The organism is Vibrio cyclitrophicus (assembly GCA_023206055.1).
In the GTDB taxonomy this organism is placed as follows: Bacteria; Pseudomonadota; Gammaproteobacteria; order Enterobacterales; family Vibrionaceae; genus Vibrio; species Vibrio cyclitrophicus_A.
On sequence record CP065367.1, the window covers coordinates 1,390,596 to 1,403,818 of the forward strand.

The following is a 13,223-nucleotide window of genomic DNA, read 5'->3' on the forward strand; positions in this document are numbered from 1 at the left end:
GATTCACTGAAAAGAATAATGATTTGAATATTTATCCCAAACAATTCCTGCAAAACTCAGTTTATTCGGTAATTTTTACTGCAAGATAACAGCACATCAGAAAGAACCAACAGTTTGCATATGAGATACATAATTTGCTGAATAAATATCCGAGCTTCATTCTCTAGCTTGCTGCGGGTTTAGGTTACAATTTAATCCATTTAGCGTTAGGATTATCACCGTTGCATAACAATCAATTACGTTTGAAATAAGCTTAACTTTTCCTGTCCGATTCAATCTAAAATACACGTCATGAAAGACACGCTTTGGACCTTTCCTTCGTCACTTAAAAAGAACTAACAACGAAAATCTATCTGATGAGGTCATACTGATAAGAACTCATTAGCACTTATAAAATTTCAAACCAAATTTATAAAAACAAGCTACACGACGATGCAGTTGCTAATAGATGCATTAGTTGTAAAGGGAAATCTATGTACAAAAAATTTGAAGGCTTTACTGAAGCCTTTCCAAAGGGAGAGCCGATACAACCTCCTACTGGAATACTGGCATTCTGCCGCCATTACACTCGAGGTTTTGAAAAACCTTTAATCTTGCTCGGCCTAATGAGCATGACCATCGCGATCATCGAAGTCGCGCTGTTCGGTTATATGGGCCAACTGGTTGATTGGCTATCAACCAGCAACCCAGAAACCTTCTTAGCAGATAACCAATCCACATTGATGGGGCTTGGTGTTCTGTTACTGGTCGTGATGCCGATCTTGATCAGTGTTTACTCGCTCTTGCTTCACCAAACCTTACTGGGCAACTACCCAATGTCTATTCGTTGGTTGGCGCACCGTTATCTTTTGAAGCAGAGCTTGTCGTTCTATCAAGATGATTTTGCCGGACGTGTTGCCACTAAAGTAATGCAAACATCGCTCGCAGTGCGTGAAACCGTAACTAAAATGGTCGATGTATTCGTCTACGTGACGGTTTACTTTACGGCGATGCTATTCATGCTAGCCGAATCGGATTGGCGCTTAATGGCTCCAATGTTAATTTGGCTATTCATTTACGTCGGTATCCAACTGCACTTTGTCCCTAAATTAAAAGATGTTTCTTCCGAACAAGCCGATGCGCGCTCGTTAATGACAGGTCGTATTGTCGATAGCTACACCAACATCGCGACGGTGAAACTGTTCTCACACAGTAAAAGAGAAACCGAATACGCCGAAGAAGGCATGGAAGGCTTCCTTGATACTGTGCACCGCCAAATGCGCTTGGTAACTGGCTTCAACATCTGTGTAGAGTTCGCTAACTATCTATTGGTGTTCAGCATTGCTGGTATCTCTATCTACCTATGGTTAGATAGCGCAATCACCGTGGGGGCAATTGCGATTGCAGTGAGCTTGGCTCTGCGTATTAACGGCATGTCGAAATGGATCATGTGGGAAATCGGTGGTCTGTTTGAAAACCTAGGCACTGTAATTGATGGCATTAAAACGCTGTCTAAGCCAATCGCTATCGAAGACAAGAAAGACGCCGAGCCACTTAAGGTTCCACAAGGCGGCATCAACTTCGACAACGTAAGCTTTAACTACGGCGAGAACAAGGGCGTGATCAACAACCTTAATCTCAACATTAAGCCGGGTGAAAAAGTGGGCTTAGTCGGCCGTTCAGGTGCGGGAAAGTCAACCTTGGTTAACCTGCTGCTGCGCTTCCATGATGTAGAAAGCGGTCGCATCCTGATTGACGATCAAGAGATCTCAACAGTGACGCAAGACTCGCTGCGCAGCAACATCGGTATGGTGACCCAAGATACCTCACTGCTGCACCGTTCAATCAAAGACAACATTCTTTACGGTCGTCCTGATGCATCAGATGAAGAAGTGTATGCCGCAACCAAACAGGCACACGCACATGAGTTTATCGAAACCCTAACCGACCCATTTGGCAACATTGGTTACGATGCTCAAGTGGGTGAACGTGGCGTTAAGCTTTCTGGTGGTCAGCGTCAACGTGTCGCTATCTCGCGTGTTCTTTTGAAAAATGCGCCACTATTGGTTCTGGATGAAGCGACGTCTGCACTCGATTCTGAGGTAGAAGCGGCAATCCAAGAGAGCTTGATTGAGCTAATGGAAGGCAAAACGGTTATCGCGATTGCGCACCGTCTGTCGACCATTGCTGCGATGGACCGCCTGATCGTGCTTGATGAGGGCAATATCGTCGAAGAAGGTACGCACCAAGAGCTAATTAACCAGAATGGTATCTACGCACAGCTTTGGAATCACCAGACTGGTGGCTTCATTGCGGATGATCTTGAGCAAGCAACGAACGCTTAATTTTTATGCTATTTTAAAAGTGCGGCGTAATTCACACCAATTTGTTAATTAACGGTAAATTACACGTAGCAGAATGTTATGTCGTAATTATATAATGACATTAACACCAAAGACGCCTCGCTTGCGCGTTCTGGAATAAGGCTAGACTTCGGGGGGAGGCTAGCCTTTCTTATGCCCCTAGATCAGCAATATTTCCCACCTGTTACGTAAACTTCATCGATCCTTTTGTTTTTTTCTTGGCGTTTTTTTCTTAAAATGCGCGCAGTATTCTTTCTAGAGATCAACCATGAACAAAAGTGTCTTAACTAACGTTATCGCGTTAGCGCTGCTTGCTGGCGGCTATGCGACAGCAAACCAATACTTGCTTTATGCAGGCCTATTCGCCTTTTCTGGTGCCATCACCAACTGGCTTGCGATTCACATGTTGTTCGAGAAAGTACCCGGCCTATACGGTTCAGGCGTTATTCCAGCACGCTTTGAAGAGTTCAAAGCAGCCATCAAGCAATTGATGATGGAACAATTCTTTACTGAAAGTAACATCGACCGCTTCCTAAGCAGCGAGATGTCTGGCGGCCAATCACTGAACCTAGAGCCTGTGATTAAGAAGATCGATTTTAACCCTGCATTCGATTCACTGGTTCACGTTATCGAGAACTCTCAATTTGGTGGCATGTTGGCAATGTTTGGCGGCACAGAAGCGCTAGAGCCAATGAAAGCGCCATTTGTTGAAAAGATGCAAGAATCTGTGATTGAAATCAGCAAGAGCGACTCAGTGAAGAATGCCATCAAAGAAGAGCTAGAATCTCCGGCGATGATGGACGAAATCAAAGAGAACATTGAAGCGATCATCGATCAACGTTTGAATGAACTGACACCAAAGCTTGTGAAAGAGATGGTTCAAACCATGATCAAGAAGCACCTTGGCTGGCTTGTGGTTTGGGGCGGTGTATTCGGTGGTGTGATTGGCTTAATCTCAGCGGCAATTACGCTGTAATCGGTTTACCAACACCACTTTATCCGATTGCCTTTCTCGGCACTCAACAAAAAATGGAAGCTCATTAGCTTCCATTTTTTATATCTAAACAAATACGCTTGAAGTAGAACCCGTGCCCTATTTTAAGGTTGCCAACAACTCAGGGTTAACACCAAAGCCCTTCTTGTGTTCCTCAATGACCACTTCACTGCGCGTCTGAATCACACCAGGTAGAGTACCCAGCTTGGTAGCCATAAACGCTTGGTATGCCTTCATGTCTTTCACTCGAACCTTGATCATGGTGTCGAAGTCTCCCGACAGCGAATAACACTCTTCCACCTCGGGCATCATCTCAACGGCTTGGGCAAACTTATCAAAAATCGAAAAGCTGGTCTGATCGAGACGAATGTGGATAAAGACTTGAACATCGAGTCCCAACTTTTCTGAACACAGCTCAGCATGGTAGCCCGTTATGTAGCCCTCTTTTTCCAATCGCTTGAGTCTATCAGAGCAAGGGGATGTCGTTAGGTTAACCTGCTTGGCCAACTCAACCACGGGTAAACGCCCTTTCATGTGCAGAATTCTTAGTATCTCTTTATCGATACGATCGAGTTGATGCTGAGACATAACATTCCTTAAACATTCTAAATTCCGCTCAGTATATTCCATACCAAGTGCAATCGAAGAAAACCTCGCTCACACATTTAAAAACTAAATACACGGATGACATTCACACCAAATATAAATACATACAAATAGATAAGAACCCTTATAAATCAAACTCTGGTTATTAACAAATTATTATAGAAATGACCCGATTAACAAATAAGTTGAGCCGGAAACGAAAGAAAGCATATAGGCCAAAGTGAATAATATAATTATCAAAGAGAAAGGATGACTCTATTATGAAAACGCAAGAACTCGCATATAAACCTTACGGTATTGGTTCATGGACACACGTAACGGTATCAAAAGATGTTGCTCAGGCACTAGCAAGTGAATACTCAAACTATGGATGGGAAGTGAAGATTGATGGCGACGCCATTGACGCTGAGCTAGCACTCAAAGCCGCATAGAAACGCAAAAACCTCCTAACACGGAGGTTTTTTGAATCAAGTTAGTAAGCACTTACTATGAGTTAGGCTAAGCCAACTTGGGGAACAGTACTTCCGGTTTCGCAACGGCAATTGCACGTGCGGCAGAAGTGCTGAGTTTCCATATCGTAGTACAGGTTTCCACTAAATAGCTTTGACGTCCATTGCATCATACGGCCAGACGCTGTCTCGGGCTCTGATTCACAACGTTTCATTATAGACTTATGTAGTGTTGTTTTTTTACATCCTTTGCAATAGAGATCAGGCATACCTTTGTCCTATAGGTCTTTAGTGGTTACTGACAATTGACACATCATGTCCAATTCGGTTCCACAATTCACCGAGCTAATGACAAAAGTGAGCGCCAAGTTCAAAAAATAGCCACTTTTCTATTTTATTTTTTGACATCAAACGCCATCAACAAGGCAGATCTTTCATTTCTCGATCAAGATCCTTCGCTGTCGATTTACATTGTAAAACCCCATAAAGACACCTCTTCAGCTCGATCCACCAGTAAACTTCCACGCAAAAAAAGCGGCACCTCCACAATGAAAGCACCGCTTTATAACGTCATTTCTGGTTCAATTTAACTCAAACTTAGAAGCCAAATTTACCGTTGTCATTTTTCCACTCTGAACGCGCAGGAATGGTTTCAATAGTGTCCCAGTGCTCCACAATCTTGCCATTATCAACACGGAATAGATCATAAAATGCTACGTGGTTATTCATAAACTGGCCTTCGCTGATCGACAGCACAAAGTTACCTTGGCCTAAGATCTTGTGGTTAGCGGTATAAACCATTGGCATTCCTGCTTCTGCTAACGCACCTAAAGCCTCGCCCAAACCGCTTAGACCATCGGCCACACCTGGGTTGTGCTGAAGGTAAGCGCTGTCTTCGTTATCGATGTACTGATTAATCTTCGACATGTCACCGCCAATCAAGATGTCTTTGACAAAGCCACCGACAAGCTGTTTATTTTGATCCGTTTTCTCGAGATCTACGACTTTAGTCGTACCGTCGAATTGAGTGCGACCACTTGCGTTTGGCTTAGCGATCTCTTGCAAGTTATCCCAGTGCTCAACAATCAGTCCATCTTCAAAACGGAATACATCGAAGCCGACTTTAGGGCCGAAGAAGTTGTATTCAGTGTGTGTTACTACGAAATCACCGTCTTGAAATGAGCGCTTAACTTGTGCCTTTGCAGAGCCTTCAGGCAGCATTTGCAATACTTCACCAAAACCAGCTAAGCCATCGCCGACCGCAAGATTATGTTGGATGTATTTCTCTGGGTTGATGTAGCTCACCGCTTTTGCATCGCCCGTTTCAATACTTGAAATGACCGCGACACCTTTCTCTTGAATAGACAGCTCCTGAGCAGCCACAGAACCGGTAACCACAGAAGCAGCGAGTACGCCAGCAGTTAGTAGTGTTGATTTGAATGTGTTGGTTATTGTTTTCATTATTAAGTCCTCTCGTTGGCTTGGAGACTATATTAGTCAACGAGAGAAGTTCACGGCAGAGTGTATTTAGGCAGAAAAATGGTAGATATCGAACCTTAACGTATCCATGTTCAATCGCAGCTATTCAGTAAGAGACGGCTTTGAGTATTTCTTTTGAAACTCACTCGGTGTCATTTGGGTATGATTTTTAAAGTATTTAACGAAATTACTCGCGTCTTCAAACCCAAAATCCAATGCCATCTTTTGTGAGGTAATGTTGCTCACCACCAACTGGCGCTTCATCTCTAACACAGTAAAAGAATCAATGATCTGCTTTGCTGTTAGCCCTGTTGCAACCTTGCACACCTGATTCAGTGTCTTGTAGGTGGTACTAATTTGATTGGCGTACCAGTTTGCATCACGAACGCGCAGGTAGTTGTTTTGAAGCAATTCGAAGTAGCGGGCAAACTTAATGTTCTGCTGCAAACTCAAGGCATCTTGCTTCACTTCTGGTCGTAGGCGATGAAGAATCAGCGCCAATGCCGAGAACAGATACATCACAATCAAGGGATCGGGTTCTGGTTGATTCAGTTCCAGTGTAATTTGTTGCAACAGGCTCTGCGTGCGATCTTGATGAAGTTCGTCTAATGGCAGTAATGCCGAGTGTGCCTTGTTCAAGTGGGTTGGTGTGTAGTTCGGCAGCTTCATATTAGCGTGAACGCTGTCGAGAAATGCTTGAGTAAAAATAACCGCCGTTCCTTGCGGCTTATTACTAAAATCAAAGGCGTGTACTTGCTCTCTTTGAATGAACAACACACTCCCTTGGCTGAAAGGATAGTCTTGGAAGTCGACCATGTGCGTACCAGAGCCTCGCTCAATAAACAGAATCAAGAAGAAGCTAACACGATGTGGCAATTGAGGATCGTGATTGATATTGCCATCAGAATAGAGCCGAGACAGTGGAATCAGCTCTAACTCAGCCTGTGCCGTTTTTTCATGATTAAATCCAACATTGGGGATCGCTTGTGGCACTTCGATATTCCTTTTCGCTTCCTACATCGCCATTTATCACTGTAATGTATCTCAACAGAAACTGATATGCTCTCAGTGCCAGAAACGTGAATCGAGAGCGTTCAGGAGTTAGAGGATGGTATCAACCTCAACCAAATTACGTGCTATACACCTTAACTAGGCGCGATTAGAATACGCGACTCCTTGATGTTTCTATTCATCTAAGACGACCAATGAGGTTGAACATGCTCACTGTCACTCAAATTGCCAAGGCCTACAATATCTCTCGCACCACCATCCTCTATTATGAACGTGCAGGGTTGCTTCTGCCTCACAGCCGTTCAGACAATGGTTACCGTTGGTATGGTGAAAAGGAACAGGCTCGTTTGGAGAGCATCATTTCCTACCGCTCTTTTGGTTTATCTATCCAAGAGATCACAGCGCTGCTTGATCGCAAAGACGATGTGAAACAAGAACAAACCTTAGTCAATCAATTCAATGCACTAGAGAAAGAAATTCAGAACCTTCGCCAACAACAAAAAGCGATTGTGATGCTGTTGGAACAACCAGAACTGTTAGAACAGAAACTGCTAACAAAAGACCGCTGGGTACGTGTGATGGAGAACGCTGGGTTCAATAAAGAAGACATGAAGAACTGGCACAAGCAGTTTGAGAAGATGGAGCCAACCGCTCACCAAGAGTTTTTGGAGTCTTTGAATATCGACCAAGAAGAGGTCAAGAGCATTCGGGAGTGGTCAAAAAAATAGAGCCACCGAAGTGACTCTATTACTTTTTGCAATTATTTTCACTGATGTTTTTTGCTAATTCACATCTGTTTTACAATGTAAATTAGTCTAGCTCAACAAGGTTCTTCTCGAACTCAGCGTGTTGCTTCTTAACTTCGTCTTCTGGCTCGCCAGTGATTAGGCTCACGATAACGATAGAAAGAGTCGATAAGATGATTCCAGGTACGATTTCGTAAACATCGAACCAACCACCCGTGAACTGCTTCCAAAGTACGATAGTCACACCACCAACCACGATACCCGCTAGAGCGCCGTTACGGTTCATACGAGACCAGTACAGGCTCAATACGATAGCTGGGCCAAACGCAGCACCAAAACCAGCCCATGCGTAAGATACAAGGCCAAGAACAGAACTGTCCGGCGTCATCGCTAGTACAAGTGCAACAAGAGAGATTAGGATAACCGCGAAGCGGCCTACACGAACAATCTCTTCTGACGTTGCGTCTTTCTTCAGAACTTGCTTGTACAGATCTTCTGCCATTGCAGATGAAGAAACAAGAAGTTGTGAATCCGCAGTACTCATGATTGCCGCTAGGATTGCAGCCAGTAAGATACCTGCAATTACCGGGTGGAACATCGCGTTCACGAGAAGCATGAAGATCTTCTCACCATCGTCTAACTTAGGCGCACCAGAGTTAGTTACGTAGATAAGACCAACCAGACCAACCAGCATTGCACCAACCATAGACAGTGCAGTCCATACCACCGCGATGCGACGCGCTGTTGTTAGGTCTTTATTGGTACGTGTTGCTTTAAAACGAGCAAGGATGTGTGGCTGACCGAAGTAACCTAGACCCCATGCCGCTAGCGAGATGATCGCGATAGCAGAAAGCGGCTCACCTTTCGCATCATTCCATAGCGTTAGTAGCTCTGGGTTGATGTTGTGTAGGTCAGTAGACAGTTGGCCAAGGCCACCGTTCATTGCTGCGATTGGTACAATCAATAGCGCAGCAGACATCAACAGACCTTGAACCAAGTCAGTCCAAGATACCGCAAGGAAACCACCAAACAGGGTGTACGAAACAACACATACTGTGCCGATAATTACCGCTGTTGTGTAATCTAGGCCAAATACAGTTTCAAACAATTTACCACCTGCTACCAAGCCTGAACTTGTGTAGAAAAGGAAGAATAAAAGGATAAAGAAAGCAGAAATTGTTTGGATCAGCTTAGAGTTATCATTGAAGCGACGAGATAGGAACTCAGGCAACGTCAGTGATTCAGTTGTAATACTGTAAGTACGCAGACGCTTAGCACTGATTAACCAGTTAGCCCAAGTACCCACAAGTAGGCCACCAGCAAGCCAGAATGCTTCAAAGCCAGCAGCGTAAGCGTAACCTGGTAGGCCAAGTAGCAACCAACCACTCATGTCTGATGCACCAGCAGAAAGTGCAGCAGGCCATGGACCTAACGAACGACCACCTAGGAAGTAGTCAGTTGAGTTAGATGTACGTTTGTAAGCAATAACACCGATTGCCAGCATCATAATTAGATACGCAATGAACGTCGTCGTTATTGCAAAACTGTTTTCTATCATTTGATAGTCCTCATTTTGTAGAAAGCCTTCCATGCCTAATTCAATGCAAAGCACTCACCGTAAAGGCAAGCAAGTGCATTGAGTTAGGTATTCAGGCTCCAAAGCACTATGAGTTAAATCCAAAGATGGAAAAAACCAAAAGTGTTTAGAGCCAGTATTACTGAAGGTTAGTGAGCTTCGCTTCCAAGTTCGAGCAAGGTCGCGTTACCGCCCACGGCTGTTATATTTATAGTTCGCGTACGCTCGGTAATGAAGCGCAGCGATAGGTGTGGATCGTTAGCAACATTCATTGCCGTTAGATCCGTTTCAGCTACTAAACCGACGATTGCACCGTCACGCTTAGCAAGTTGTAAATTGATAGCTTGAGCTGTTTGTGAGTTACCCACGTAACCCGCACTTCGTACATCGCAAGACAGCAGCTGTTGAGCAGCGTCATACGAGGCAACCTGTACTAGGTTGGTTGGTAGATTCGCTTGTTTCGCGGCGTCAGCAATTAAGGTGTTGAACTGCACGTCATCACTGCACAATTGAACGCTGTTACCAGCCAACAGTGCAGCAGTAATCATTGCCGTTGCTGTTTGCAGCGCTGGCACTTTCTCTTCGCAATCATCAACAATCACCAAAGCCACGCCACGACCTGCAGCATATAGCTCGTTGGTTTCGCCCGTAAGACCCGCCATAAGGTGATGTTCAGAAAGCAGTGCAGACGCTTGCTCTAGATGGTAAGTCGCGACTGCTGCCAAAGGCGCAGATTGACTTTCGATCTCTGATTTAAATGAAAGTACCTGAGCACTCTTATGATCAAAGTCGGTAAGATTCCATTGTTCCCACGCTAGCAAAGCATCAGAAAAACCTGTCACTTGATGAACCATGATACTGCTCCTTATGCCTTGTCTTGTGATTGAGAAAACTGAACATCAGTAAAGCGATATAGGTAGTGAGGACCACCCGCTTTAGGACCTGTACCTGACAAACCTTGACCACCAAATGGTTGCACACCAACAACAGCGCCTACTTGGTCACGGTTGATGTAGCAGTTACCCACTCGAACGTGTTTTTCTATCCAACGGTAAGTTGTTTCGTTACGGCTGTGGATGCCCATGGTTAAGCCAAAACCGGTTTGGTTAATTTGGTCTACGACTTGCGCTAACTCACTTGCCTTGAAGCGAACGATGTGTAGCACAGGGCCAAACTGTTCTTCTGTCAAACAGCTGATGTCATCAATTTCAAAAGCACTTGGTGGAACAAAGTCACCATGTTTACAATCAGAACCTAAAGAAAGTTGCGCCACCTTCTTCTGGGTATTAGTCATGTTTTCTAAGTGAGCCAACAACTTCTGTTTCGCATTTTGATCGATAACCGGACCAACATCCGTTTTATGAAGATGTGGGATACCAACACTCAGTTCGTCCATTGCACCGTGAATCAATCCAACCACGCGGTCTGCAATGTCTTCTTGGATGTAAAGCACACGCAGTGCAGAACAACGTTGGCCTGCAGAAGCAAACGCAGAACGAATCACATCACGAACCACTTGTTCAGGCAGTGCGGTACTGTCGACGATCATTGCGTTCTGACCACCCGTTTCCGCGATAAACGGAACAGGTTTAGCATTGCGACTTGCCAGTGACACGTTGATACGTTGCGCCGTTGGTGTTGAACCCGTAAAGGCAACACCTGCAATCGCATCATGGCTAGTTAACGCACTGCCGATCTCAGCACCACGACCTGGTAGTAACTGAATCGTGCCAGCAGGGAAGCCTGCTTCATTCATCAGTTCAACCGCACGAGCAGCAATTAAGCTTGTTTGCTCGGCAGGCTTCGCCACAACCGTGTTACCTGCAACCAAAGCTGCTGTAATTTGGCCAAGGAAGATAGCCAGAGGGAAGTTCCAAGGGCTGATACAAACGAACACGCCACGACCTTGTCGAGAAGCGATTCGTGTTTGGCCGTCAAAACCTTTTAGTTCGAAACCTTGTAGGTTGTCAGCTTGTTTTGCGTAGTAACGACAGAAGTCGACCGCTTCACGTACTTCATCAACACTATCGTGAATTGTCTTACCCGCTTCTTGATGACAAATCGCCACCAGCTCAGCCAGGTTGTCTTCCATCAGGTCAGCCAGCTTATTAAGTGCAGCCGCTTTGGTTTCAACCGAAGTTGCGTTCCAATCAGCGAATGCTGCGTCTGCGCCAGTGATCGCTGCGGAAACATGATCAAGGTTAGCGAAAGCCACCTTGCCCACATGAATACGACGATCGTAAGGTGCGGTTACTTGCTCAACGTTCTGATCAGCCTTGATCATGCTTTCGGCAAAAGATTCACCGTTGATCACAGGGCCAGCAGTCCATTGATTATTAAGGAATGTTTTTACCTGTGCTTCAAACTGATGCGCTTCACTCTCGATATCAATATTCACACCGTAAGAGTTTTTACGCTCAGGGAATACGGCCGGTGGCAAAGGAATCTTAGTGTTGTGCAATGTATCGAATGCCAGAAGCATATCGACAGGGTGTTGAGTCAGCTCTGCCACAGGGCAACGCGCGTCAACCAGACGGTGTACAAACGAGCTGTTTGCACCGTTTTCTAGCAAGCGACGTACTAGGTATGGCAGTAGGTCTTTATGGCTTCCAACAGGTGCGTAGATACGTACCGACTGTTGGTAAGCTTCCATTGCATGGTTGTAAAGAGAATCACCCATGCCGTGTAAGCGTTGGAATTCAAAGTCTTTATGGTCAGTCATTACTGCAATTGCAGAAACGGTGTGAGCATTATGGCTCGCAAACTGCGGGAAGATATTGCCACGAACACTTGGACTCAATAGGTAACGCGCACAAGCAAGGTAAGCTACGTCTGTCGCTTCTTTGCGTGTGTAAACTGGGTAATCAGTAAAGCCAGCTTGTTGTGACCATTTGATCTCGCTGTCCCAGTACGCGCCTTTCACCAAGCGAAGCGGGATTAAATCACCCTGCTCTTTTGCTAGACGGTTTAGCCATACTAGAACCGGAAGCGCACGTTTTGAGTAAGCTTGAATAACCAGACCAAATTTACCCCAACCTTTTACAAGGTCAGTGCGGTACAGTTTTTCGAATAGTTTAAGAGATAGCTCAAGGCGATCCGCTTCTTCAGCATCAATCGTAATCGCAACATCGAGCTCTACTGCTCGGCGCAATAGCTGCTCTAGCGTGTCGCAAAGTTCCGTCAATACACGTTCTTCATTCGCTACTTCGTAACGTGGATGAAGCGCAGAAAGCTTGATAGAAACAGACGGTGCAGGGCTCGATTTTGAAGATACGTATGTGTCTCGACCTACGGCTTCAATCGCCATTAGGTAATCTTTGAAGTATTTGTTTGCGTCTGCCGTGGTCAGTGCGGCTTCACCTAGCATGTCGTATGAGTAGGTAAAACCTTTGTCACGCATAGACTTACCGTTCTTTTGCGCTTCAGCAATGCTGCGGCCAAGAACGAATTGGTGACCCATCACCTTCATTGCTTGGTGCATCGCTTTGCGAATCACCGGCTCAGAAAGCTTGTTCACTAAACGGTTTACCGCTTGACCTGCACTCTGCTCGTTAGATGAAAGCCCAACCACCTTACCTGTTAGCATTAATCCCCAAGTGGATGCGTTAACAAACACTGAGTCAGAATTCTTTAGGTGAGATTTCCAATCCGCAACGCTGAGTTTGTCGCGAATCAGTGCATCAGCCGTTGCTGAATCAGGAATACGCATCAAGGCTTCCGCCAGACACATCAGCAAGATGCCCTCTTGAGTATCTAAGCTATATTCAAGCAACAGTGCATCGATCATCTGGATAGAAGTCTTATCCGCACGGATAGCTTCGATCAACGAGGTCGTTTTCTCTGAAATTTGCTGCTTTTCTGACTCAGAAGGGGTAGCTAGCGGCAGAAGTTGCTCTAGCCATTGGGTTTCATCCACCATATATAATGGTGAGATAAGCGTCCAAAGATCAGCAAGCGACTGCTCGTTGAATTCTGGCTTTAACACATCAGTAGCTGTAAACATGCGTTTTCCTTAATCTC

At 45.2% G+C, this 13,223-nt stretch carries 10 protein-coding genes; 4 read left to right on the top strand and 6 right to left on the bottom strand.

Translation table 11 applies throughout. The features are described from left to right. The first annotated feature begins 473 nt into the window (after positions 1-473). Positions 474-2,324, top strand: a complete 1,851-nt coding sequence (locus ITG09_21785) for an ABC transporter ATP-binding protein (GenBank protein ID UPR54016.1) — start codon at positions 474-476, stop codon at positions 2,322-2,324. A gap of 286 nt (positions 2,325-2,610) precedes the next feature. After that, on the top strand, positions 2,611-3,318 hold the full coding sequence (locus tag ITG09_21790) for a DUF445 domain-containing protein (protein ID UPR54017.1): 708 nt from the start codon (positions 2,611-2,613) through the stop codon (positions 3,316-3,318). 117 nt (positions 3,319-3,435) lie between these two features. Here ITG09_21790 and ITG09_21795 read toward each other — a convergent pair whose 3' ends face one another. Continuing rightward, positions 3,436-3,924, bottom strand: coding sequence for an Lrp/AsnC ligand binding domain-containing protein (locus ITG09_21795; protein UPR54018.1), 489 nt, complete (start codon positions 3,922-3,924; stop codon positions 3,436-3,438). A gap of 278 nt (positions 3,925-4,202) precedes the next feature. Here ITG09_21795 and ITG09_21800 point away from each other — a divergent pair, with 278 nt between their 5' ends. Continuing rightward, the gene (locus tag ITG09_21800; protein ID UPR54019.1) at positions 4,203-4,373 is read left to right on the top strand and encodes a hypothetical protein; all 171 of its coding nucleotides are present in this window, start codon (positions 4,203-4,205) and stop codon (positions 4,371-4,373) included. 615 nt (positions 4,374-4,988) lie between these two features. Here the strand turns inward: ITG09_21800 and ITG09_21805 are convergent. Continuing rightward, entirely contained in the window at positions 4,989-5,852 is an 864-nt protein-coding gene (locus tag ITG09_21805) for a hypothetical protein (protein UPR54020.1), read from the bottom strand. 120 nt (positions 5,853-5,972) lie between these two features. Next, positions 5,973-6,863, bottom strand: coding sequence for a helix-turn-helix domain-containing protein (locus ITG09_21810; GenBank protein ID UPR54021.1), 891 nt, complete (start codon positions 6,861-6,863; stop codon positions 5,973-5,975). 224 nt (positions 6,864-7,087) lie between these two features. On the opposite strand from ITG09_21810, the gene ITG09_21815 reads away from it, so the two are divergent. Then, a complete protein-coding gene (locus ITG09_21815; protein ID UPR54022.1) occupies positions 7,088-7,609 on the top strand; it encodes a MerR family transcriptional regulator in 522 nt (173 codons plus the stop codon). An 82-nt stretch (positions 7,610-7,691) separates the two neighbouring features. On the opposite strand, the gene putP is transcribed toward ITG09_21815, so the two are convergent. From putP to putA, 3 genes are all read right to left on the bottom strand, one after another. Beyond that, the gene (gene putP / locus ITG09_21820; GenBank protein UPR54023.1) at positions 7,692-9,218 is read right to left on the bottom strand and encodes a sodium/proline symporter PutP; all 1,527 of its coding nucleotides are present in this window, start codon (positions 9,216-9,218) and stop codon (positions 7,692-7,694) included. 134 nt (positions 9,219-9,352) lie between these two features. Then, positions 9,353-10,057, bottom strand: a complete 705-nt coding sequence (locus ITG09_21825) for a 1-pyrroline-5-carboxylate dehydrogenase (GenBank protein UPR54024.1) — start codon at positions 10,055-10,057, stop codon at positions 9,353-9,355. A gap of 11 nt (positions 10,058-10,068) precedes the next feature. After that, a complete protein-coding gene (putA, locus tag ITG09_21830) occupies positions 10,069-13,206 on the bottom strand; it encodes a bifunctional proline dehydrogenase/L-glutamate gamma-semialdehyde dehydrogenase PutA (GenBank protein UPR54025.1) in 3,138 nt (1,045 codons plus the stop codon). Positions 13,207-13,223: the final 17 nt, after the last annotated feature.